This is a genomic window from Nocardia sp. NPDC102475 (assembly GCF_055584605.1).
In genome coordinates this window covers 30,309-53,085 of record NZ_JBVJLS010000005.1, presented here as the reverse complement: position 1 = coordinate 53,085, position 22,777 = coordinate 30,309, and the positions used below count along the sequence as shown (strand labels likewise).

General features: G+C 66.4%; 18 protein-coding genes and 2 pseudogenes. 11 read left to right on the top strand and 9 right to left on the bottom strand.

Annotation, left to right across the window (positions count from 1 at the left end; all coding sequences use genetic code 11):
• Positions 1-45 precede the first annotated feature (45 nt).
• Entirely contained in the window at positions 46-456 is a 411-nt protein-coding gene (locus ACZ60G_RS10825) for a nuclear transport factor 2 family protein (protein WP_465809266.1), read from the top strand.
• A 93-nt stretch (positions 457-549) separates the two neighbouring features.
• Positions 550-1,449: a glycoside hydrolase family protein gene (locus ACZ60G_RS10820; RefSeq protein ID WP_465809264.1), complete on the top strand. Its 900-nt coding sequence runs from the start codon at positions 550-552 to the stop codon at positions 1,447-1,449.
• A gap of 27 nt (positions 1,450-1,476) precedes the next feature.
• Here ACZ60G_RS10820 and ACZ60G_RS10815 read toward each other — a convergent pair whose 3' ends face one another.
• Genes ACZ60G_RS10815 through ACZ60G_RS10805 form a run of 3 tightly spaced genes read right to left on the bottom strand, consistent with a single transcriptional unit; the run spans position 1,477 to position 3,955 of the window.
• Positions 1,477-2,271 (bottom strand): MBL fold metallo-hydrolase, encoded by a 795-nt coding sequence (locus ACZ60G_RS10815; RefSeq protein ID WP_465809262.1) that lies wholly within the window; start codon positions 2,269-2,271, stop codon positions 1,477-1,479.
• 36 nt (positions 2,272-2,307) lie between these two features.
• On the bottom strand, positions 2,308-2,868 hold the full coding sequence (locus ACZ60G_RS10810) for an ester cyclase (protein ID WP_465809260.1): 561 nt from the start codon (positions 2,866-2,868) through the stop codon (positions 2,308-2,310).
• A gap of 16 nt (positions 2,869-2,884) precedes the next feature.
• Entirely contained in the window at positions 2,885-3,955 is a 1,071-nt protein-coding gene (locus tag ACZ60G_RS10805; protein ID WP_465809258.1) for an MBL fold metallo-hydrolase, read from the bottom strand.
• Between the two features lie 114 nt (positions 3,956-4,069).
• Between ACZ60G_RS10805 and ACZ60G_RS10800 the strand changes: the two genes are divergently transcribed.
• The 5 genes and pseudogenes from ACZ60G_RS10800 to ACZ60G_RS10780 all read left to right on the top strand — a co-directional run bounded on the left by ACZ60G_RS10800 (position 4,070) and on the right by ACZ60G_RS10780 (position 10,104).
• Positions 4,070-4,768 (top strand): TetR/AcrR family transcriptional regulator, encoded by a 699-nt coding sequence (locus tag ACZ60G_RS10800; RefSeq protein WP_465809256.1) that lies wholly within the window; start codon positions 4,070-4,072, stop codon positions 4,766-4,768.
• A 114-nt stretch (positions 4,769-4,882) separates the two neighbouring features.
• Positions 4,883-8,296, top strand: coding sequence for a protein kinase domain-containing protein (locus tag ACZ60G_RS10795; RefSeq protein WP_465809254.1), 3,414 nt, complete (start codon positions 4,883-4,885; stop codon positions 8,294-8,296).
• A gap of 256 nt (positions 8,297-8,552) precedes the next feature.
• On the top strand, positions 8,553-9,401 hold the full coding sequence (locus ACZ60G_RS10790) for an alpha/beta fold hydrolase (protein WP_465809252.1): 849 nt from the start codon (positions 8,553-8,555) through the stop codon (positions 9,399-9,401).
• Between the two features lie 101 nt (positions 9,402-9,502).
• Positions 9,503-9,580 (top strand): annotated as a pseudogene (locus tag ACZ60G_RS10785) (hypothetical protein); the annotation flags it as partial.
• Positions 9,562-10,104: an FAD-dependent oxidoreductase gene (locus ACZ60G_RS10780; RefSeq protein WP_465809250.1), complete on the top strand. Its 543-nt coding sequence runs from the start codon at positions 9,562-9,564 to the stop codon at positions 10,102-10,104. The pseudogene ACZ60G_RS10785 and the gene ACZ60G_RS10780, both read left to right, overlap by 19 nt.
• Positions 10,105-10,376: 272 nt before the next feature.
• Here ACZ60G_RS10780 and ACZ60G_RS10775 read toward each other — a convergent pair whose 3' ends face one another.
• Positions 10,377-11,285: an alpha/beta fold hydrolase gene (locus ACZ60G_RS10775; RefSeq protein WP_465809248.1), complete on the bottom strand. Its 909-nt coding sequence runs from the start codon at positions 11,283-11,285 to the stop codon at positions 10,377-10,379.
• Positions 11,285-11,713: an SRPBCC family protein gene (locus ACZ60G_RS10770; protein WP_465809246.1), complete on the bottom strand. Its 429-nt coding sequence runs from the start codon at positions 11,711-11,713 to the stop codon at positions 11,285-11,287. The genes ACZ60G_RS10775 and ACZ60G_RS10770 overlap by 1 nt, the downstream gene beginning before the upstream one ends.
• Here ACZ60G_RS10770 and ACZ60G_RS10765 point away from each other — a divergent pair.
• Together ACZ60G_RS10765 and ACZ60G_RS10760 are read left to right on the top strand one after the other, a co-directional pair.
• Positions 11,693-14,560, top strand: a complete 2,868-nt coding sequence (locus ACZ60G_RS10765) for an ATP-binding protein (protein WP_465809244.1) — start codon at positions 11,693-11,695, stop codon at positions 14,558-14,560. The genes ACZ60G_RS10770 and ACZ60G_RS10765 overlap by 21 nt on opposite strands.
• A gap of 130 nt (positions 14,561-14,690) precedes the next feature.
• Positions 14,691-15,728, top strand: coding sequence for an alpha/beta fold hydrolase (locus ACZ60G_RS10760; protein ID WP_465809242.1), 1,038 nt, complete (start codon positions 14,691-14,693; stop codon positions 15,726-15,728).
• Between the two features lie 49 nt (positions 15,729-15,777).
• Here ACZ60G_RS10760 and ACZ60G_RS10755 read toward each other — a convergent pair whose 3' ends face one another.
• Positions 15,778-17,373 carry an ABC-F family ATP-binding cassette domain-containing protein gene (locus tag ACZ60G_RS10755; RefSeq protein ID WP_465809241.1) on the bottom strand — a complete coding sequence of 532 codons (1,596 nt, stop codon included), beginning with the start codon at positions 17,371-17,373 and terminating at the stop codon, positions 15,778-15,780.
• A 297-nt stretch (positions 17,374-17,670) separates the two neighbouring features.
• Between ACZ60G_RS10755 and ACZ60G_RS10750 the strand changes: the two genes are divergently transcribed.
• Positions 17,671-18,774 carry a CapA family protein gene (locus ACZ60G_RS10750; protein ID WP_465809239.1) on the top strand — a complete coding sequence of 368 codons (1,104 nt, stop codon included), beginning with the start codon at positions 17,671-17,673 and terminating at the stop codon, positions 18,772-18,774.
• On the opposite strand, the pseudogene ACZ60G_RS10745 reads toward ACZ60G_RS10750, so the two are convergent.
• Positions 18,755-19,483: pseudogene (locus ACZ60G_RS10745) on the bottom strand (dienelactone hydrolase family protein); the annotation flags it as partial. The gene ACZ60G_RS10750 and the pseudogene ACZ60G_RS10745 sit on opposite strands and share 20 nt — an antisense overlap.
• Positions 19,484-19,622: 139 nt before the next feature.
• Between ACZ60G_RS10745 and ACZ60G_RS10740 the strand changes: the two are divergent.
• Positions 19,623-20,807, top strand: coding sequence for an NAD(P)/FAD-dependent oxidoreductase (locus ACZ60G_RS10740; protein WP_465809237.1), 1,185 nt, complete (start codon positions 19,623-19,625; stop codon positions 20,805-20,807).
• Here the strand turns inward: ACZ60G_RS10740 and ACZ60G_RS10735 are convergent.
• Together ACZ60G_RS10735 and ACZ60G_RS10730 are read right to left on the bottom strand one after the other, a co-directional pair.
• On the bottom strand, positions 20,780-21,844 hold the full coding sequence (locus ACZ60G_RS10735; protein WP_465809235.1) for a sulfite oxidase: 1,065 nt from the start codon (positions 21,842-21,844) through the stop codon (positions 20,780-20,782). The two genes, ACZ60G_RS10740 and ACZ60G_RS10735, sit on opposite strands and share 28 nt — an antisense overlap.
• Positions 21,845-22,000: 156 nt before the next feature.
• Positions 22,001-22,642: a cutinase family protein gene (locus ACZ60G_RS10730; protein WP_465809233.1), complete on the bottom strand. Its 642-nt coding sequence runs from the start codon at positions 22,640-22,642 to the stop codon at positions 22,001-22,003.
• Between the last annotated feature and the right edge of the window lie 135 nt (positions 22,643-22,777).

The window sequence follows — 22,777 nt, the reverse complement described above, 5'->3', positions numbered from 1 at the left end:
TAGTTGGCGACGCCAATGTTGGCACTACCAATGAAAGAGGAAGTCATGTCCACGAATACTCTGATCGCCGACCGTATCGAAATCGCCGACCTGTTCACTCGCTTCGCACGCCTGCTCGACGAGGTGCGGTACGAGGATGTCGACACCGTCTTCACCGAGGATGTGGAGGTCCACTCGCCGCGAATCCAAGTCCGCGGCATCGACAAGGTCGCCGACTTCATGCGGCAGTCTCAGGTCGAGGGTGAACTCACTCAGCACACGACCACTGATCTGCTGGTGAAGGTCGACGGCGACCAGGCGGCGGCCTCGGCGAACTCGCTCGTGTACTATTACCGCGAAGGCCAACCGCCCCACCAAACCGGCGGCCTGCGACTGGCCGGCACCGCGGTGCGGACGTCGGCAGGCTGGCGACTCCGCGAGGCGCGCATCATGCTCGCCTGGATGCGCAAGGATTGATCTCGAAAGGCCGGACGGGCCTTGCCTTTAGGCCCACCGACACCACTCGGCGTGTCGACAAATATTCGGACGACTTCACGGCACAATCAGCGCATGCTGCTCAGCCGAAGATCGTTGCTGGGGTTGGCCGCAGCGCTGCCCGCCGCCGGGCACGCGGCGGCCGCGCAGCAATCGCATCCGGTGCCGCGGTACACCATGACCGCATTCACCGATGACAGCGAAACCGATCTGTACGTCTACGAATCCGACGATGCGATCACCTTTCGGCAGCTGCGCGGGCCCGCCTACCGTCCGCCGACGGGCCTGCTGCGCGATCCCAGCGTGTTTCGCAATATCGATGGCTACTACTACCTCACCTACACCACCGGCTGGGAAGGGCGAACGATCGGTTTCGCCTACAGCGCGGACCGGCTCAACTGGAGTCATCTCTACGACATCACGGTGCCGCTGCCGGGCGTGACGTCGACCTGGGCGCCGGAGTGGTTCATCGACACGGACCGAAGCATCAATGTCATCGTGTCGCTCTCCGACGGCTATCGGTTCACACCGCACCTGATCACCGCCGACGCGAAACTGCGCTCATGGAGCGTGCCGAGGCCGATGATCGGACTGGCCCAGCCCGACAACACCTCCTACGGCTATATCGACACCACCGTGGTCCGCGTCGACCGGCGCTACTACGCGTTCACCAAGAACGAATCCACCAAATACATCGAACTCGCCGTCGCCGACCGCCTGCTCGGCCCGTACACCTTTGTGGCGACCGACGATTGGGCCGGTTGGGGCGCCCCCGTCGAAGGACAGTGCGTCATCGCACTGCCCAACGGCGGCTGGCGCATCTACTTCGACGCCTACACCGACCACCAATACTTCTACAGCGACTGCTACGACGACTTCCAAACGTGGACAACACCTCTCGAACTTCCCGAGATATCAGGTACGGTCCGCCATTTCACGGTGTACCCGGAGTTCATCGAACAGCCCGATAGTTGATCTCCACCCAGCGCCGAGCAAGCCGTGTCACGCACGCCCGGTGGCACGGTCGAGCAGATGCGGGTCGTGTGCGTTGACGAGAAGAACGTCCTGCTCGGCCGCCGCCCACAACTGAGCCAGCCGTTGGTGATTGGCCCGGACCAGCTTCCAATCGTGGGCAATGACGCGTTCCATCGCGGTGATCGCTTTGGGTGCGGTACCGGTGCCGTCGAGCTGGCCGTGGTGATAGAACGAATCCCCGACGTGCAGGATCCACCGGTCACCGGCATCGACTGCGACGGCGGCATGACCACGGCTGTGGCCGGGCAAGTTGATCAGCACGATCCCGGCCGCGATATCGGTGAGTTCCTCGGCTCCCGGAAACCCGCGCCACGCCTCGCCTGCCGCCGGTTCGTGTTCGACGAGCACCGGGCGGTGGGCGCGCTGCGCCGGGCGGTAACGCTCCCGTTCGATCAACGTGCGTGGATGCTGTGCGGCGAACGCTTCGGCACCCGTGAGATGCACTCGAGCCCAAGGGAAGTCGGCGAGTCCACCGGTGTGGTCGGCATCGAAGTGGGTGAGGATGATGTGCCGGACATCGGCCGGGTCATATCCGAGCTGCCGGATCTGGTTGATCGCGGCTTCGTTCGGATCGAAGACGGGCCGGACGTAGAAGCGGCCGGGGCCGAAGCGCTCGCCAGGCGCTTCGGCATCGCGTAGGCCCAGGCCCGAATCGATCAGGACCAGACCATTATCGGTCTCGACGAGCAGGACGTGGCAGACCAATCCGTCGGGCGTGGCGGGTGGTCGCATCGTGCCGCAGTTGAGGTGATGGACTTTCATCCGAGTGCCGCTTTCATCTCTTCCATCGCGGCGGGGTCAGGCCGAGAGGTCGGCTGGTGCGGTGTCGACGAGCAGCCGATTCGGATTGCTCGACATGGCGAGCAATCCGCGCAGTGCGCGAAAGACCAGCGGCCACTTGCGTGGGTCGCGCAGGTTCACGCCGCTGACGAGCTGTTTGAGCATGGACAGCGTGTCGAAGTAGATCCGCTCGACGATCAGGTTCTCGTTGTCGTCGAATACGAAGTACGCCGTCATCCGGGTGCGATGCCGGGAACCGGTGGGCGGAATGCCACCGAGCGGCCCCAAATGTGTTCCGAGTAGCCAGAATTCGACAATGACCGCGTCGGCGCTGTGCCGCAGCGCGATGATCTCGTGGTCCTGATCGGGAAACGCGACGCGGGTGTCGTGGTAGTAGCCGCGAACCTCGGAGTCACCGTCATGGACGGTGAGCGTGGGAATGATCTCGTAATGCGGATGCGGGAACGTGGCCAGCACGTCGTCCCAGTCCTGACGCACCTCGTCGTGGAAGTGATCGAGGACGAGTTTCTCGCGGGCGCGCAGCACCTCGACAGGTGGCACGGCAAAGCGGTCGGTCATGAAAACTCCTGCGGTATCAGTGATGTGTGATGCGGCCGTGGGTGAATGTCGGCGCTGTTCCAGGGTTCGTCCATGCGCCGGTCAATTCGCTGGATGGGAAGAACTGGAGGAAACGCGAGTCGCGCTGGCTGCGATCGGCCAGTGTCTTCTCGAACACGACCGAGTTGTATTGATCGGCCGTGGTTTCGATGGTGTTGGCATTGAGCACGATCTCCTGCCCCCACTCCCCCGCCCAGCGCGCCACCCCGGGCAGTCGTGAGTGCTCCGGTGTGAGGCATTCGGCGGCGATGACGTTCTCGCTGCTCACCCAGATGCCGGTCGAGGTATTCAGCACCAGGCTCTGGTTACCGAAGACATGGCCCGGCGTCTTCACCACCGCGACGCCCGGGCCGAGAATCACCGAGCCGTCTATGGGCAGGAAAGCATCCGGTGCAACATGGCGGTATGTGTCGGGCTGGTACCAGGGCTTTTGCAGCGGGTGCAGGTCTGCCATCGCGGCCAGTTCGTCCCGCTGCACGATCACCTTGGCGTTGGGAAACACCGGTTTCGGCTGCGTCCCGAGGTCGGTCTGATGCGCCGTCGTGCCGATCCAGCGGCGCAGGTCCTGGGTGTGCAGGTGGTCGAACATCAGGTAGTCGACCTCGGCCGGGTCGATGCCGAGCCTCGACAGGTGGTCGGTGACGGTGCCGTGCTCGATCACCATCCGCCGCGCCACGATATCCGGGGTGCGGCGGGCGAGCTTGTCGAAATACGGTGTGTAGCGGCCGAGTTCGACGTCACTCGGCTCGAACAGCAGCACCCGCGGCGTCCCGTCGCTCTCGCGCCAGCGGATCACCAGCATCCGGTTCGTGATCGCGAGGAAAGGAGCCAGCGCACGGGATGCGCGGAACAGGCCGAACCGCGTCGGGTAGGGCAGCGTGACGAGGTCGCACGTCACCACACTGTCGGGCACACCAGTGCTCGCGAACTCATCACGGAAGACTTCGGCCTGACTCCGCGCAGCGGTCAGCCGCGCACCCGGCCCACCGTCGATCTTCGACAGGTCGGCCAGGCACTCGACACGCGAACCGATGCTCGCCAGGTCCAACGCGTCACCTTGTCGCCATGGCAGTTGCATATCCACCTCGAGTCATTAATCCCACGGCGTGGGAATAATTGGTAGATTAAACCCACGGCGTGGAAATATGCAAGGGTGGGGGGCATGCAGGCCACGACCGACGCAGCATCGACCCAGCCGCCTCGCCGCGGACGGCCACCGAAAGCGCAGGCGCAGTTGTCGCGCGCGGCGATACGAGACGCCGCGCTCGCGGTGATCGATGCCGAGGGCATCGGCGCGGTGAGCATGCGATCCGTCAGCCGCACGCTCGGCGTGGACGCCAAAAGCCTCTATCACCACGTCGACGGCAAAGACGACCTGCTCGACACCGTCGCCGAATACATCCTCGAGCAACTCCGGATGCCCGAGTCGACGGACTCGGTCGAAGCCGACCTGCGTGCGCTGGCATACGAATTCCGCCGCGTCACCCTCGCGCACCCGGAAGCGGCAACCCTGGTCCTGACGCGTCAGCTCTCATCACTCGCCGGACTCGCCCCGATCGAAGCCGTCCTCACCGTGCTCCGCCGAACCGGGCGAACCCCCGAAGAAGCAGTCCACCTACTTCGCACCGTCCTGGCCACCCTGGTCGGAACTCTGCTCCGCGAAGTCTCGGCCGGACCGACATTCGGCACCATCGACGCCGACGGAATCGCCGAACGCGAACACGCGCTCGAAGCATCCGAGCTGCCACAAGTCACCCTTGCCGCACCCCACCTGGCGCGCTTCGACCGCGAACGCGAGTTCGAATACACAGTCGATCTCATCGTCCAGGTCATCACTTCTCACCGCAGCGCTGTCGACTGACACCGTCGATGTCGACCTTGGAGAACGCCTGGTTACCGCCCGTCCGCAACGGCGCTATCGTTGATGCACAGGTCGGGGTGGATGCTCTGACTCGGAGGTGCCGGCGAATATTCGATGGACGAGCTCGACGAGGCCGCGACACAGCGAGACCTTCCCAGCGGAATCGCGGCGGAACTAGCGGCGGCCGGATTCGGCGACGCGACCGAAATCGGCCATGGCGGCTTCGGCGTCGTGTATCGCTGCTACGAATACGCACTCGAACGCCACGTGGCGGTCAAATTGCTCAGGTCCGAGGTCAGCGGCGACGAGCGCGAGCAATTCCTCCGGGAACAGCGCGCATTAGGGCGGCTGTTCGGACACCCCGACATCCTCCAGGTGTTGCAGGTAGACATCACCGCCACCGGTCGCCCCTATATCGTCATGCCGTTCTACGCCTGCGGCTCGCTGGAGACCGTGCTGCGGGATTCGGGACCGCTGCGCTGGCCAGAAGTGCTTTCGATCGGCGTCAAGATGGCTGCAGCGCTGGCCGCCGCCCATGCGATCGGCATTGTGCATCGCGACGTGAAGCCCGGCAATATTCTGCTCACCGATTACGGCGAACCCCAGCTCGCCGACTTCGGCATCGCACAATTCGGCGACGGCACCACCTCATCCCTGCGCACCGTTCAGGGCACGCCCGCATTCACCGCACCCGAGGTGCTCGGCGGCGCGACGCCCAACGCGATCTCGGATATCTACGGGCTAGGCGCTACCTTGCACTGCCTGCTGGCCGGGCGAGCCGCATTCGCACGCCGCACCGGTGAACTACTGGAAGTGCAACTTGCCCGGATCGCCACCGCTGTCGCACCCTCACTGCGCGATCAGCACATCCCCACGGCGATGTGCGCGGCCATCGAGGCGGCCATGGCGGCGAAGCCGGCCGACCGGCCGAGGTCGGCGATCGAGTTCGGGGAAATGCTGCGACGGGTCCAACATGAGACCGGCCAGGCGGTGGACGCTCTCGCGTTGCCGCCAGCAGCCGTCGAATCCGGTTCGGCCACCGCGGTTCCCGTGGCCTTGCATACCCCGGACGTGGCGACACCGCCTCCGCCGCCCAGCACGGCAATGAAATTCCGGCCGCCTGCCGCACCCCATACGATGATCGCGCGCACCCGGCTGCTTGCGCTATTGCGTGGCGGCGGCGACCGGCGCCTGACGCTCATCCACGGACCGGCCGGATTCGGCAAGACCACCCTGGCTTTGCAATGGGCCACAGCGCTGGCAGCTGAGGACATCCCGGTGGCATGGCTGACAGCCGACCCTGACGACGACAATATCGCCTGGTTCCTCTCCCATCTGGTCGAGGCAATCCGCCGCGTCGCTCCGGAGCTGGCGCGTGAACTCGGCACACTACTGGATGAACGATCTTCCGACTCTGCAAGATACGTGCTGTCCGCGCTGATCGACGAAATCCACTCGGGTGGACAGGCGATGGTGCTGGTGATCGATGACTGGCACCGGGTGCACGGCGAAACCACTTGTGCCGCACTGGATTACCTGCTCGAGCACGGTTGCCATCACCTGCGGCTGGTCATCGCCAGCCGGACGCGGGCGTGTCTGCCGCTGAGTCGCATGCTGGTGCGCGACGAACTGGTCGAAATCGACGTCGCGCAGCTGCGTTTCGATTCTCACGAAACGGGTGCTTTCCTGGTCGACTCCGGTGGGCTGTCGTTGTCCATCGACGATGTGAACCGCCTGCAGGAAACGACCGAAGGCTGGCCTGCCGCACTGCAATTGGCTTCGCTGTCGTTGCGCGGCCACGATCATCCCGCCGCGTTCATCGACAAGCTGACCGGCCGCCACCGGGCACTTGCCGACTACCTCGCCGAGAACGTGCTCGACTCACTCGAGCCGACGCTGCTGGAATTCCTGCTGGCCACCGCGACCACGGAGCGAGTGTGCGCCGATCTCGCGGCCCGGCTGACGGACCGATCCGACAGCCAGGAACTACTCGAAGAGATAGCCGACCGAAATCTGTTCCTACGCCACCTCGACGAAGAGGACCAGTGGTTCCAATACCACCATCTGTTCGCCGACTACCTGCGGCGTCGACTGGTCCGACGTGATCCCGCACGCCTGACACAACTGCACCGCCGTGCGGCCGAGTGGTGCGATGAACACGAGATCGTCACCGCCGCAGTCGATCACGCACTGGCCGCCGACGATCCGGACTACGGCGCGGATCTGGTCGAACGACGGGCCATGGACCTCATCGAAGGCTCTCGCATGGCAACGTTCCTCGGTTTGCTCACGAAACTGCCACAACGCCTGGCAGAGTCGCGACCGAGGCTGCAGATCTGCCGAGCCTGGGCCAATGTCGGACTACAGCGCTCGGAACAGGTTCGGCTGGCGCTGGAGCAAGTAGACGCCGCACTGCACGCCGGTGCGGCAACCGGCACCGAGGCGACCAAACTGCGGATCGAGGCGGAAACGATCGCGGGCGCAGCACAGTTCGTCACCGACCGATTCGATGGTCTGCCAGACCTACTGGCCCGGCATCTCGAGGACGCCGACACCCCGTTCACCGCCACGAACGCGGCGAATCTCGCGTCCATCGATGCACTCAACCGTTTCGACTTCACCGAGGCCCGCCGCTGGCAGCAATGGGCAGCCCCATATCACCGTCGCAGCAAAGGTCCGTTCGGGGTGATGTACGGCAGGTGCGTCGCCGGTCTCGCAGCGCTCGAACAACTCGACATCGACGCCGCCGAAGAGCATTTCGACGCCGCCATGACCCGCACGCGTCGCGGCCGCTCGCAAACCTACGGTTCACGGATGTCCGGCGCCCTGCTCGGCTCCATACGCTACGAGCAGAACCGCCTCGACGAAGCCGAGCAACTACTCGATTCGAGCGCTGATCTCGGCCGCCACGGTGGCGCGGTCTGGTTCCTGCTCGCCAGCTTCGGCACCGGCGCCCGCATCAAAGCAATACGCGGCGACCTGGCCGCCGCCGAACAACGCCTGACCGAGGGTGCGGCAATCGCGGAGAACGAGTCACTGCCGCGCTTGGCCGCTCGCATGGTCAACGAACGCATCCGCCTAGGTCTGCCGATTCCGCCCGAGACCCGCGACGCACTCCGGCGGCTGCCACCATACCGCAAGCAGGACACGACGATTCACGCCGGCATCGCCGAACTGGAACAAGACTCCGCGATCCGGCTCCTGCTTGCCGACCACTTGGCTGATCAAGCCTGCGACCGCGCCGACCAGATGGCGCGCGAGATCGAAACTCAGCATCGCCCGAGAGCATTCGTCCAAGCGCAACTGTTGCGGGCGGCCTGCCTGTGGGCCGCCGGACGCCGCCGGAACGCAGAGGAGGCCGCGCTACCCGCGTTGGTGCTGTGCGCTGAACAAGGCCTCGTGCGAACCGTTGCCGATGCCGCACCACCCATTTCGGAGATCCTGACCGAACTGGAACACGACGACGCACCACGGATGGTGCTGGAACTGCTTCAGGCCGCCGCGAACTCGTCGGCCTCGAGCCTATGAGCCTCGATCACAGCTCCGGGCGGGACGTCCGGCCGAGTGCCGGATATCGCCCGCGACGTCGGTAACCCGACTCGAACAATCAACTGGTCCACCTGGCGAGAAGCCGGAGGCAGCCAACGCTGATCTCCACATAGGTCACCAGTCCGGTCGCGGACTACGTCGCGAGCAGCGTCAGGTGACGGATGTGTTGCTGGTACCCGGCGGCCGACAGTGGGGTTGCACATCTCGCATCCACTTGCTCGGAGGACGAAATTCCATGGTCGACAACAGCCGTGACCGTATGCGGCGGCGCGTAGCCCGGTCCGTGACCGCACTTGCCGCCGGTATTGCCGGTGGCGGTCTCGCCGTCGCGTGCACCGCGAGCACCACCCATGCCGGTCCAACCGAGGACGCGCCGAAACCGACCATCATCCTGGAACACGGCGCCTTCGCCGACGGATCCAGCTGGAACGATGTGATCGAAAGACTGCGCAAGGACGGCTTTCCCGTGGTCGCCGCCGCCAACCCACTGCGCGGACCCACCGGCGATGCCACCACGCTGCGCAGCCTCATCGGCCGTGTCGACGGTCCCGTCGTGCTCGTCGGGCATTCCTACGGCGGATCCGTCATCAGCGCGGCAGGTGCCGGAAACGACAAGGTCAAGGCACTCGTGTATGTGGCCGCATTCCTGCCCGCACCAGGCGAGACCGCACTCGAACTGACCAACCGCTACCCCGGCTCCACCCTGCCCGGCACCCTGAATCCGGTGCCGTACACCAACTTCGACGGCACGACCGGTACCGACCTGTACATCCAGCAGGACAAGTTCCGCGACCAGTTCGCCGCCGACGTCCCGGCCGACCGCGCGGCCCTCATGGCAGCCGGTCAGCGGCCCATCGCGCAGGCCGCGCTCGAAGAAAAGGCCACAGCAGCCGCCTGGAACGAGAAACCCAGCTGGGATGTCATCACCACCCAGGACCTGAACATCCCCGTCGAAGCACAGCGATTCATGGCCGACCGCGCGCATGCGCACGTCACCGAAGTTGCCGCATCGCATTCCGTGGCCGTCTCCCACCCCGACGTGGTCACCGAGGTCGTCGAACAGGCCGCTGCGGTCGCCCGTTGACCCGAAAAGCCGACCGCCACAGGAGAACACAACGGTAGACACTCAGACCTACGACGTCGTGGTCGGCGGCGAATGTTCGCGAAGCCACCAGCGCCCCGGAGGTGCCGCGACGGCTCGCCATTCTGGGCGCCAGGGTCGTTGCCGTCGAGATGGCCACGGTTTGGCGGGCACTCGGCTCCGAGGTCACTCTCATCGCTCGCGTACCGCGGCTGCTCTCCCACATCGAACCCTTCGCCGCGGACCGGTCGCCGACCGGCTGCGGACGGCGGGCGTCGACTTCCGCTTCGGCACCGGCATTTCCGCCACCGAACGAGCGGGCGCGCCCGATGACAGCGTCCACATCACCCTCGACGATGGATCCCGGGTCGTCGCCGACGAACTGCTGTTCGCGACCGGACGCGCGCCCCGCACCGACGACATCGGACTCGACACCGTTGGACTTACTCCGGGCGAGTGGATCACCACGGACGACACTTTCACGACCGCCGTCGACGGTGACTGGCTCTACGCCGTCGGCGACGTCAACCATCGGGCGCTGCTCACCCATCAGGGGAAATACCAGGCGCGCATCGCGGGCGCGGTCATCGCCGACCGGGCATACGGCCAGGACCTCGACACCGCGCCCTGGGGACGGCACAGTGGGACCGCCGATCGTGTCGCCGTCCCGCAGGTACCTATCGCGACCAGCGGCATCCACGGATGAGCCGCGCACAGTCGTAGCGGCACGGGCGTGCCCACCGGCGGCGGATTCCCTGGCCGGTGGGCACGTTTGTTGCGGCACGAATGTGCCCCACCGCCTGGGACCGGTGGGGCACGTTGATAGGGAACGCTAGCTCACGAGATCCCACACGTCAGGCCCCCGCCCGTGCAGCAGCGCAGCCTCGGCCCATATCCACAGTGCCGCAGGCCCCGTGAAAACTGTTGCAACTCTGAATTTTTCGATCCCTCGATCCATGCGACGGCGAAGCATGCCGATCACCCCTCGCGCCCGGTGACGAACTCCCGGACCGCGGCGGCGAAGCGTTCGGGTTCCTCCAGATGCCCCAGATGCCCGCTGTGTTCCAGGACCAGCAGTCGCGAATCGGGGATCAATTCGTGCAGTTCCCGTGCCCAGCGCGGTCCGCAGATGACATCGAGGCGGCCCACGATGACCAACGCCGGTACGGTCGCGTTCGGCAAATCGTCGCGGTCGTCGACGAGGTCCGGGGACAGATCCGCGTCCAGGCCCGAAATGTGGGTCGCCCGAAGCGCTTCCCGCACAGGAACCCACCGCCGCTCGTCGCCCCAGTAGTCGGCGATATAGGACGGCAGCACCCCGCGTGCCACGGCGAGGGTCTGTTCATCGCTGGAAATGTCCTGCATCGCGGCGAATGCCGCGAGCACATCGGCCAGTTCGGGCCGGTCGGCGTGTGCGGCGGCGAACTCCTGGATCTGGCGCATCGCCTCGGCACCGTGCTCGGGGCCGGTGACGGGCGCGCCCTCGTACAGGATGACGCCCGCGACCCCCGCCGGACGGTGCAGCGCGTGGTAGGCGACCACGAACGCCCCGTGTGAGTGGCCCAGCAGATACACCTCGGGCACGCCGAGGTGCTCGATCAGCCCTTGCAGCGCGCGGCTGTAGCGTTCCCGGGTATAGCCGTGCGGATGCGTTGGCAGGCGACCGGATTCGCCGGTGCCGAGCGCCTCGACGTACACCATGGTCAGGTGCTGCTCCAGCGCGGGCATGCGCAGGTACTCCCAGTGGATCCCGGGCCCGCCGGGGTGGGCGAGGCAGACGGGTCCGCTGCCGTACACGTGGTAGCGCTGGGCGATGCCGTCGGAATCGAAGGTGTGGACGCCGGGGGCAAACCGTGCGGTGTCCGGAGTCGAGTGCGGGGCGGACATCACGCGGCCCGCAGCGGGCCGGTGAAGGACTTGCGCAGCGAGGACGGGCCGACCAGGGGTAGCAGCGCCGCCAAGAGTTTGCCCGTGAGCGCGCGCGGGGTCCGGGTCAGTTCGACGTCGACGCGGGTGCCGTCCGGTTCGGGCGTGGCGCGGAAGACCCAGCCGCCGCCCGCGCCGAACAGTTTGGAGTCCAGCGTCGTGATGGTGACGGTGTCGCCGATGGGGTCCCATTCGTAGCGGGCGCGCTCCCAGGCGGCCGCGGTGCCTTCGGTGACCTCGGCCCACGTGTCGCCGCGATCGTGGACGACGAAGTGATCGGCGTCGATGGTCGGCCAGACCTCGGGACGGGTTGACCCGAAGTCGGTGAGCACATGCACGACCTCGGCGGGAGACAGGGTGGACAGGAGATGAAAGCGGACCGTAGCCATGGAACAACCCTCGCCGCCGGGGACCGGGTGGTGAATCTGTCAGATGACGCTGCCGTTGACGTATTCGCCGCTTCGGTAGGGTCGCGGCGGGGCCCGGAGTCGACGCGGGCCCCGGAGAAGGAGTACCGCACGATGCCGATGTTCGGACGAGACGCCGAGCTGAAAGACCTGGGCGCACTGGTGGACGGTCCCGGTGACCGGAGCGGAATCCTGATCGAAGGGGAACCCGGCATCGGGAAGTCGGCGCTCGTCGAGGCGGCGATCGCTGCCGCGGCCGTCGCGGGACTTCGCGTGCTACGCACCGCCGGTGTCGAAGCCGAACAGAGTCTCCCCTACGCCGGGCTGCATCGACTGCTGTACCCGCTGCGCCGGGGATTCGACGCCCTCCCGGCACGCCAATTCGACGCGCTGGCGACGGCTTTGGGCATATCGGACACCACCGCCGAGCCGAGCCCCTACCTGGTGGGCCTCGCCGCGTTGACCCTGCTGGCAGACGAGGCTGCCGACCGGCCGCTGCTGATCGTCGCCGAGGACGTGCACTGGCTCGATTCCGCGAGCGCGGAAGTGCTCGCCTTCCTCGCCCGCCGCATCGACACCGAACCCATTGCCGTGATCGCTACCCTTCGCGACGGGATGGCGACACCGCTGTGCGACGCGGGATTGACCGACATGCCGCTCGGGCCGATATCCGACGACGATGCGACGGCACTGCTCCACAGCCTCGCCCCGGAACTATCCGAGCCGATCCGCCTGCGGGTGCTCGCCGAGGCCCAGGGCAACCCACTCGCCTTGAACGAACTGCCGACGGCGACGGCGGATCTCACGGAATTCCCCCCGACACTGCCGTTGACCGCACGGCTCGAACGCGCCTTCGCCGCGCGGGGCGCGGCACTGCCCGTACTCAGTCGATCCGCGCTGCTCGTCACCGCGCTCAACGACAGCGACTCGATCGCCGAAACACTGTCTGCCACAGGGGTTCTCCTGGAATCGACCGTGGGACCCGAGATACTCACACCCGCGATCGAGGCCAATCTGATCGATATCGCTTCCAGCACAGTGTCATTCCGGCATCCGCTCATGCGGTCGGCCCTAGCGGCGACCGCGACGGCCGACGAACGCCGCCGCGCCCACCTCGCGCTCGCCGAGATCCTCGGCGAGCTACCGGATCGCCGGGTCTGGCATCGCGCGGCGGGTAGCGTGGGCCCCGACGAGCAGGTGGCCGCCGAACTCGAAGCTATCGCCGAACGGGCGCGACACCGCGGCGGCGCGGTCGTGGCGCTGGAACGGGCCGCGGCCCTCAGCGAGAGCCCGGGCCGACGGGCGGATCGCCTGCTGCGGGCGGCCGAACTGGCCGTCGATTCAGGTCGCCGCGATACCGCCGAACGACTCGTGGACACCGCACGCACGCTGCCCCTGACGCCTGGACAGCAGGCAACCGCGAACTGGCTACTCAGCGGATTCGATGACGGTGTACGCGAAAGCCCCGCGCGCATAGCCGAATTGGCTGCCCTGGCCGCGTCCGTAGCGGCCGACGGGTACCCCGATGCCGCGATGCGGATCCTGTGGGGTGCGGCCATGCGGTGTTTCTGGTCCGAACCCGGCCCCGATACCCGCCGCGCGCTGCTCGCCGTCGCCGACGCACTCCCTATCCCCGACGGCGATCCGCGCATGGTCGCGGTCAACGCGTATGTGGCTCCGTTCGAACGCGGCGACCGGGTCATGGGCCACCTCCGCGCACTGGCCTCGACCACCGGGCGCGACCCGGAGGTCGACCGCTTCCTCGGGAGCGCGGCACTTCAGGTGGGTGCCTTCGACCTGGCCGCGCATTTCTCTGCCGCCGCCGCACCCGGCCTACGCGCCGCCGGACGGCTAGGGCTACTGCCCCGCGCGCTCACGGTCCAGGCTTGGAGCCTGACCCGGCTCGGTGACCTCGGCACCGCCGCGCCCGTCGCGGGCGAGGCCGCTGCCCTCGCCCGCGAAACCGGCCAGCCGTTCATGCAAGGGCTGGCCACCGCCGTCCAGGCGGAAATCGCCGCCCTACACGGGGACTACTCGCGGGCGGTGGAACTCACGGCGGAGGCCGAGCGGGTCGGGCTCGCCTCCGGTGCGCGACCCGTATTGGCCACCGTTCAGCTCACCCGCGGGCTCATCGCACTCGGCGAGGGCCGGTTCGACGACGCCTGCAACGACCTGAGCCGGATCCACGATCCGCGCGACGCGTCCCATGCACCGGCGCTGCGCGCGTATTTCATCGCCGAACACGCCGAGGCCGCGGTCCGGGCGGGACAGACCGACGCCCTGCGGGAGCTGCTGCGCGGACTGGAATCGGCGGCCGCGTCCACCCCGTCGCCCGCACTGCATATCGGAATGCGTTACGCGCGAGCCGTTCTCGTCGCCGACGCGGCCGAGGAGCGCTTCGAGGCCGCGCTCGCGGCGGACCTCATCGGCTGGCCCGCCGAACGCGCCCGCCTGCACCTGGCCTACGGAGAATGGCTGCGGCGACAGCGCCGGGTCGTCGAATCCCGGACCCATTTGCGCACAGCCAGAGAGACTTTCGACGCCCTCGGATTCACCGCCTGGAGTGAACGGGCACGCCTGGAATTGCGCAGCGCCGGTGAATCCAGCCCGAACCGCAGCCCGGACGCCCGCGAACAGCTCACACCGCATGAGCTCAGCATCGCGCAGCTCGCCGCCCAGGGGCTGACCAATCGGGAAATCGGGCAGCGGCTGTATCTGTCGCATCGGACCGTCAGCACCCATCTGCACCGCATCTTCCCGAAGCTGGGGATCAGTTCGCGCGGCGATCTCGCGGCGCTGCTGCCGACCGAGGACTACACGCCTCGGTAACCGTCATCGCATACGTCATCCGACGGTCGTGGCGGCACCGGCGCGCTGGCTAGCGTCAGTGGAGTGGGCGGATCCCGGCTCGGACCGCGCCGCCACACCGGCCATGGACGACAGCGACGCAGGAGTGCAGATGGATATCACCAGACGACTTTTCGGTGGGGCGCTGGCGGCGGGCGCCGCGAGCCTGGCCGCGGCCTCGCTGAGCGCCTGCTCCACCGCATCCGTGACCACCACGGCGGGCGGCCCGGGCCTGCGGGCGGGCGCGGGCGCCAATACCGCATTGGGCCCGATCAAGCAGATCGACGCCGGTGTCCTCAATGTCGGTTACGTCGAATTCGGGCCCAGCACAGGCCAACCGGTCATTCTGCTGCACGGCTGGCCCTACGACGCCTACAGCTACGCCGATGTCGGGCCACTGCTGGCCGGTGCCGGCTACCGGGTGATCGTCCCGTTCCTGCGCGGCTACGGCACGACCACCTTCCTCTCCGCGCAGACCGCCCGCAACGGCCAGCAGTCGGCCATCGCACGCGACATCGTCGACTTCATGGACGCCCTGCACATCGACAAGGCCATCCTCGGCGGATTCGACTGGGGCGCACGGACGGTCGACATCATCGCCGCGCTCTGGCCGCAACGCTGCAAAGCGATCGTCGCGGTCAGCGGATACATCGTCACAGTGCAGGCGGCCCAGCAGCAGCCGCTGTCACCGGAAGCCGAACTCGGCTGGTGGTACCAGTACTACTTCGCCACCGAACGCGGACGCCTAGGCTACAGCCGTAACCGGCACGACTTCAACAAACTGATCTGGAAGCGTGCCTCTCCGACCTGGAATTTCGACGACGCCACCTACGACCGCAGCGCCACCGCCTTCGACAATCCCGACCACGTCGACATCGTCATCTCCAACTACCGGTGGCGGTTGAGCCTGGCGCCGGGCGAGCCGCAATACGACGTCTACGAGCAGCAACTCGCCACCGGACCGGCCATCACCGTCCCCGCCATCACCATCGCCAGCGACTTCGACGGCGCGGCCAAGGACGGAAAACCGTACCGCGCCAAGTTCACCGGCAAGTACGAGCACCGCGTCCTGGATGGCATCGGACACAACGTCCCGCAGGAAGCCCCGCACCCGTTCGCGCAGGCGATCATCGACGCCGACCACCTCTGAATTGCCACGGCTCCGGCGGCCTCGCCGAACGACGAGGCCGCCGGACCACTTACAGGGAGCCGCGCGTTCGGATGCTGCCGTCGGACGCGAGCTCGATGACGGTGTCGATGCCGAGCCGCCGCAGGAACGGGTAGTCATGGCTGACGACCAGGAGCGCACCGCGATAGTCGGCCAATGCTTCGACGAGTTGCTCGACGCTACCGATGTCGAGGTTGTTCGTCGGCTCGTCGAGGATCAGCAACTGCGCCGGAGGATCGGCAAGGAGCAAGCGCGCCAACGAGACTCGGAAGCGCTCACCACCCGACAAGGTCGACACCGGACGCTCGACACTGCTGCCGCGCAGCAGTAGCCGGGCCAGTTGGTTGCGGATCGTGGCCGGCGGGATGGTCGAGGCGACCGAGTGGACGTTCTCGAGCGCGCTGGTCTGCTCGTCCAGATCATCCAGGCGTTGCGGGAGATATCCGACGCGGTCGGTGAGCAGCCTGCCGCGCTCCGGATGCCGACTGTGGAGCAGGTTCTCGAGCAGTGTCGACTTCCCCGCGCCGTTGGGGCCGACGAGGGCGACCCGTTCCGGACCTTGGATGACGACGCTACCATCGCCGTCGCACAGTTCCGCGATGCGCCGACTGCGTGGCACATCAGGGTCGGGCAGTTCGAGATGAATATGCTCCTCGCGGCGGACGCGCGCTGCGGCAGAATACAGAATATCCTGGGCCGCAAGGACTTTCGCGTCGAGCGCGGTGCGCATTGCCCCTGCCGAGGCTTGCGCCCTACTGGCGCGGTTGCCCGCCAGAATCCGGGGAATGCCGCCGTTCTGTTGCGTCGCTCGGCCCGTGCGCTCGCGCCTGGCGAGCTTCGTCTCAGCCTCGATACGCTGTCGCTTCTCGACCTTCAACGCCTGCTCGGCGGTTCGTGTCGCCTGCGCGGCCGCCGCCTGTTCCTGCTCGACGTATCGCTTCCACTCGCTGTAGGGACCGCCGAACACCTCCAGGGTGGTGCCATGCAATTCCGCGGTCGCATCCATATGCTCGAGCAGCTCGAGATCATGGCTCACCACCACGAGGGTGCCCGGCCACGAGTCCACGAATTCGGCTAGCCTGGCGCGGGTTTCGCGATCGAGGTTGTTCGTGGGCTCGTCGAGCAAGGTGATCGGGGTGCGCTGGATCCGCAGCCCCGTGATGGCGACGAGGACGGCCTCACCGCCCGAGATCTCACCCACCTTCCGATCGAGATCGGCCGCGCTGAAACCGATTTCGTGCAGGGCCTCATCGGCGCGGGCTTCGAGGTCCCAGTCGTCGCCGAGGGTCTCGAAGTGCTGTTCACCGGTGTCGCCGACCTCGATCGCGCGTAGCGCCGCGAGTTTGTCCGCGATACCGAGCAAGCCCGCGATGGTGTCGTCGCGGCCGAGGGTCAGCGTCTGCGGCAGGTAACCCACCTCTGCGACGGATTCGATCCGGCCGGACGTCGGTGTCAGAATTCCGGCGATCAAGCGCAACAGCGTCGATTTACCTGCGCCGTTACGGCCGACCAAACCGGTGCGACCGCTGGTGAACGCGCCATTGACGCAGGAAAGCGCGAGGGTTCCGTCGGGCCATTCGAACGACAGGTTCCGCAATGTGATGGCCGATTGCGTGGACATGGACATGGTTCGGTCGACTCCTCCTGCTCGCGAGCGCGAGCGGCCGCGAAGTATCGCGCCGAGGCTGTGACCATGGGCGCGAAGGGGTTTCGGTACTTTGCGGATGCTGACGAAGGCGAGGTCGGCGCGGTGCTACAGCCAGAGCCGAGTCACACGGGAAAGATCTCTCGAGTGATGAGATGAGTGTGCGATCAGAGTGAGGCCGCCTTCGACAGGGCGGCTAGAGTCTGTCAACCTCGATGAGCACGTGAACACGTTACCAATAAGCGCAACGCCCCGCGCGATCATGATCGACAATGGGGTATGGCGACCGTGCTGCTGGGCGGCGACGTCATGGTGGGCCGCGGTGTGGATCAGATTCTCCCGCACCCCGGTGATCCGACGCTGCGCGAACGGTGCGTCGAGGATGCGCGGACGTATGCGGAGCTGGCGGAGCAGACGAACGGTGAATTTGCCCGTCCCGTGGATTTCGGCCATCCCTGGGGGGACGTCCTGGCGATTCTTGCGCAGCTCGACCCGCAGGTACGACTGATCAATCTGGAAACCGCGATCACCGCCGACGGCGCGTTCGCACCGCTCAAAGGCATCCACTACCGCATGAACCCGGACAATGTGCCGGTGTTGACCGCCATCGCGCCGGTCGTGTGCGCGCTGGCCAATAATCACATTCTCGATTTCGGTATTCGCGGGCTCGCGGACACGGTGGCGACACTCGATACCGCAGGCATCCAGCGCGCCGGGGCGGGCGCGGATCTCGACGATGCCAGGGCCCCGGCGATATCGGAACTCGATGACGGGCGACGAGTGGTAATCGTCTCGGTCGGTGCGGGATCGAGTGGGGTTCCGCAACATTGGGCGGCTCGCCGTGATCGGCCGGGGCTGTGGTGGATCGGCGAAACACCGAATATTCGCGCCGCCGACGAGGTGGCGACAGAAGTGTTGGCGCACAAGCGCAATGACGATATCGCGATCGTCTCCGTACATTGGGGGCCCAATTGGGGTTACGGGGTGCCGGTGAGTGAACGGCAGTTCGCGCATCGGCTGCTCGATGCCGGAATCGACCTCGTGCACGGGCATTCCGCACACCATCCTCGGCCGATCGAGATCTACCGAGGCAAACCGATTCTGTACGGATGCGGTGATGTCATCGATGACTACGAGGGCATCAGCGGCTATGAGCCGTACCGCCCGGAGCTTCGCTTGCTATATCTGGTGTCCATCGATCCTGGCGTGATGGAAACGCGAATGATTCCACTGCGGATCCGGCGCATGCGCCTGGAATCGGCCACGCGCACCGAATCTCGGTGGCTGTGCGAGACGATCGAGCACATCAGTCGCGACTTCGGCACCCGGGTCGCACCGCGGCCCGACGACCTACCGGTGGTGTTCAAGACCGCACAACACTGAGGTGGCGACGGAACCAGTCGCGGGCCAGATCCGCCACCTGCTCGAGCGCACCGGGCTCCTCGAACAGGTGCGTCGCACCCGGCACGACGTCGATCTCGCTCGGACACGGCATCCGCAGCTGGGCCTCACGATTGAGCTCGAGCACCTGTCGGTCGTTGCCGCCGACGATGAGCAGCGTCGGGGCGCGGACGTGTGCCAGCCGCGAACCGGCCAGGTCGGGGCGGCCGCCACGGGAGACGATGGCCGCGATCTCGGCGCCGGGTTCGGTGGCCGCCCACAATGCGGCACCGGCTCCGGTGCTCGCCCCGAAATATCCGGTCGGAAGCCCGCTCAGGACCGCCCGCGTGCGCAGTCCGCGAGTCACCGCGACGAGACGCTCGGCGAGCAGCTCGATATCGAAGACCCGCGCACGGTCACCTTCCTCGGCCGCGGTCAGCAGATCGACGAGCATGGTCGCGAGCCCGGCCCGATTGAGCACATCGGCGACCAGCCGATTGCGCGGACTGTGCCGACCACTACCGCTGCCGTGTGCGAAGACGACCAGACCGGTGGAGTTTTCTGGGACGGCCAGTATCCCCGTCAGTCGGATGGACTCCGACGACACGATGACTTCCTGTGTCCGCGTCAGGGGATCGGATGCGGAGGGCGACATCGACCACCTCCTGGTATCCGGACTACCCGCCCGGTCGGTCGTGCGCAAGCGGCGATCAGGCCGGTTCCATCCGGCCACCGTGGCGCGCACAATGGAAACACGATCAACACGCTCGTGAACGACGGACTATCGGGGAGCCTCGCCACAACACGCGATTCCACACCAGCATCATCTCCGAAGATGAAAGCGTTCAACTATGTCCAGACCCGCGAATGTTCGAACGCCGACGGTGCTCATTCTGGGGGCCGGATTCGGCGGACTGGAATTGGCGGCCTGCCTGTCCGAGTCACTGCCCGGCGAGGTTCGGGGAATCCTCGTCGACCACAACGACGGATTCACGTTCGGTTTCTCCAAGCTGGAGATCCTGTTCCGCGACCGGACCCCGGAATCCCTGCGCATCAGCTACCGCGACCTGGTCCTTCCCGGAGTCGAGTTCCGACAGGAGCAGGTCACTTCGATCGACCCGCAGACCCGCCGCGTCGTCACCGACCACACCAGCTACGACCCGGACTTTCTGGTTGTCGCGTTGGGCGCCGATTACGACCCGGCCGCTACCCCGGGGTTCGTAGCGGACGGTCACGAGTACTACTCGATCCCGGGAGCTTGCCGGCTGCGCGATCGGCTGGCCCAGTTCGACGGTGGCACCGTTCTCATCTCAGTGTTGAGCGTTCCGTTCAAGTGCCCGCCCGCACCCTACGAAGGCGCGATGCTGCTGCACGAGTTGCTGACCCGTCGCGGCATCCGCGACCGCACCCGCATGCACGTGCTCACCCCGATGGACTCACCGATCCCGGTCTCCGCGGACACCTCCGCGGCGCTTGTCGACGCGCTCGCACAACGTGGCATCGACTACTCTCCGGGGCGGCGGGTCCACGCGCTCGACCCGGAGAACCATATCGCGGCCACCCACACCGGTGAGCTCGCCTACGACCTGTTCATCGGCATCCCGACCCATTGCGTCCCGCCCGTGGTCGAGGCATCCGGGCTGACCGTCGACGGCGCCGATGGTTGGATCCACGTCGACCCGCGAACCCTCGCCACCCCGTATCCGGGCGTCTACGCCATCGGTGACTGCGCGGACGCGCCCGTGCCGCGCGCAGGGGTGTTCGCAGAGAACGCCGCCCGCACGGTCGCCGCGCATATCGCCGCGCAACTGCGCGGCGCACCCGCGCCCGGAAAGTATCTCGGCCAGGGCTCCTGCTATATCGAATTCGGCGACGGTCTCGTCGGCAAGGTCGACGCCGACTTCCTTTCCGGGCCGAAACCGGTCGCACCGTTCGTCACACCCTCGACCGAATTGGCAGCCGAGAAGGCCGAATTCGCCGCCACGCGGGTTCGGCGCTGGTTCACCGATCAGCGGACCGTGACCGGGAACTCCTGAATCAGATTGTTTCCCAAACCCTGGCGATTCCAGAATTGCTCGGCCGGTTGCACATTTCCATCCACGTCGGTGGCGCGGCAGCTCAGTCGATACTCACCCGGTCGCGCATCCCAGGTGTAACTCCAACTGCGCCAGGCGAATTCGGTGACGCTGCTATCCAACTGGGCATCTCGCCAGACACCGTCGACGCCGACTTCCACTCGCACCACGGGCGAGGTTCCACACCACGCACGACCGCGGAGGAGGACCGCACCGGAGTCGACCGTGCGTCGCCGACTCGGGTAATCGGGAAGACCAGGCGGAATCATCAACGCACGCACCTTGATTCGTGACACCGGTACCCCCGGATCGTCGACGTCGCGTTGGTAGCGATAGGTCACCGCCTGTTGGTGCCCGGCGAAGGGCCGGTCGACGACTTCGATATTCCGCAACCATTTGACGCTCGTCATGCCGTACCAGCCAGGCACGAGCAGTCGCAATGGAAAGCCGTGCTGCGGCGGGAGCGGCGCGCCGTTCATTTCGTAGACGAGCAGAATCTCGGGTCTGCGGCATTCGCCGATGCTCAGCGAGCGTTGATAGTTGTGCTCCACATTGTCCTGGAATCCGCGATCGGCCCCGGTGAATACGACCTCGACCGCCTCGTCGCGAATGCCGCAGTCATCGAGAATCCCGGCCAGTGCGGTGCCCGTCCATGCCGCCGTGCCGATCGCCTCGAGGCCCCACGGTGTGCTGACATTGCGCGGGTCCATCCCGGTGCGTCCGTTACCCGCGCATTCAAGAGTGACCGGAGATGTCGTCGCCGGTCGCGACTTGATGTCGTCGAGCGAGAGCTCTAGTTCGCGCTCGACATTCCCGGTCACCCGCAACCGCCACGTCGATACGTCGATCTCCGGGATATCGAAATGAATCAGTAGGTAGTGCATGCCGATGGGCGTGATGTCGTACCGCATGCCCTCGAGTTGCATGCCGTGGTTGCGTGTCGCCAGCGCGAGCTCGTCGAACCGGACGCCCTGCGCGCGCGAGACGAGTTCGGTCATCGGCTCGGGCTCATGTTCTGATCGAGACGGAACAGGCTGTCGAGGTCAGTATAGGACTGCCCGGGTGGGTGCCAACACCGCCGGAAGCCCACGCTGCCTGCGGACTTTCGACGATCTCGATCGCTGCGGCTGCACCGTGGCGCCTTGATCGACGCGCTACAAATGCGCAGCACTGAATCCCACTGCGGCACCTATGAAATCGCCGTAGCGGGCGTGCGCACCCGGATCGGTTCCCCCGCCACAGACCGGGTCGCCGGCCGCGCAGAATTCGGCGGTGCGGTCGGAGTACTGGTCGGGAACGCTCCATCCGATCGAGCGCAGCGGGTCACCGAAGAGCAGGACGACGGCCACCCGGTCGACGAGATCGCCGGGAAGCTGCACAACGCCTGGCAGTCCGGCGGCGATACCGGTGCCGAGTGCGGCGTGCACCACGCCAGCGCCCAGCGAGTAGCCGACGAGTATGAACTCTTCGTCCGGGCAGGTCGCGGCTTGCGCAGCGACGTGCGCGACCAGATCAGCGCTACCCGCACTTACATCCGTCGGATTCGCAGGGTAGTTCACCGGATACGCACGGATGCTCATCGGCATTGCCCGCCGCATCGCGTCGTACAGCGGGTCACCGACGAAAGTTCCGAGGTACCCCGGTTCCTGGGTTCCTCTGGCCACCACCAGATCCACCGCGGCACACGACCGTGCCGCGACATGCGGACCGAGCACGGCACTCGCCGCGATCAGCAAGACCGCGAATGCCGATGCCATCGGCCACTTTTTGAACAGAACCACCTTTCGGTCGCCCATTTTCCTCACCTCTCACGCCGTTGTGAGAAGTGCTTCCTCAGCCCTCACGTCATTGTGAGGCGTCGAGTGACACTTGTCAGAGACAAGTCTCAATGTACTCCGCTATGCGGCACATGGCCGACGACAGTCGGCCGA